Annotated in this window: 1 protein-coding gene; it reads left to right on the forward strand. The window is 45.7% G+C overall.

Annotation, left to right across the window (positions count from 1 at the left end):
* The coding region (locus BCT81_RS06310; protein WP_133152580.1) for an ATP-binding cassette domain-containing protein at positions 1 to 313 on the forward strand (313 nt) is incomplete at both ends.

Genomic DNA, 313 nt, shown 5'->3' on the forward strand with positions numbered 1-313 from the left:
GGCAGTGGCAAGAGTACTCTACTCAATCTAATTGCGGGCTTTGAACCTCTTTCAGAAGGCGAGTTATGGCTCGATGGTGAAAATACCTCAGCTTGGAAAGACCAACACTGGAGTCGTTTCCGCCACCAAAAGCTCGGCGTTATCTTTCAGCAGTTCAACCTGCTCACCCCACTCAACGTAAAACAAAACATCGCCTTTCCATTGCATTTAAACCAACAGAAATGGGGAGCTTGGTGTGATTACTTAGTCGAAGCATTAGGTATCAGTGAACTACTTAATAGACACGTATCAGCCCTATCTGGTGGACAACAAC

The organism is Vibrio sp. 10N.261.52.A1, assembly GCF_002876325.1.
Lineage (GTDB): Bacteria > Pseudomonadota > Gammaproteobacteria > Enterobacterales > Vibrionaceae > Vibrio > Vibrio chagasii.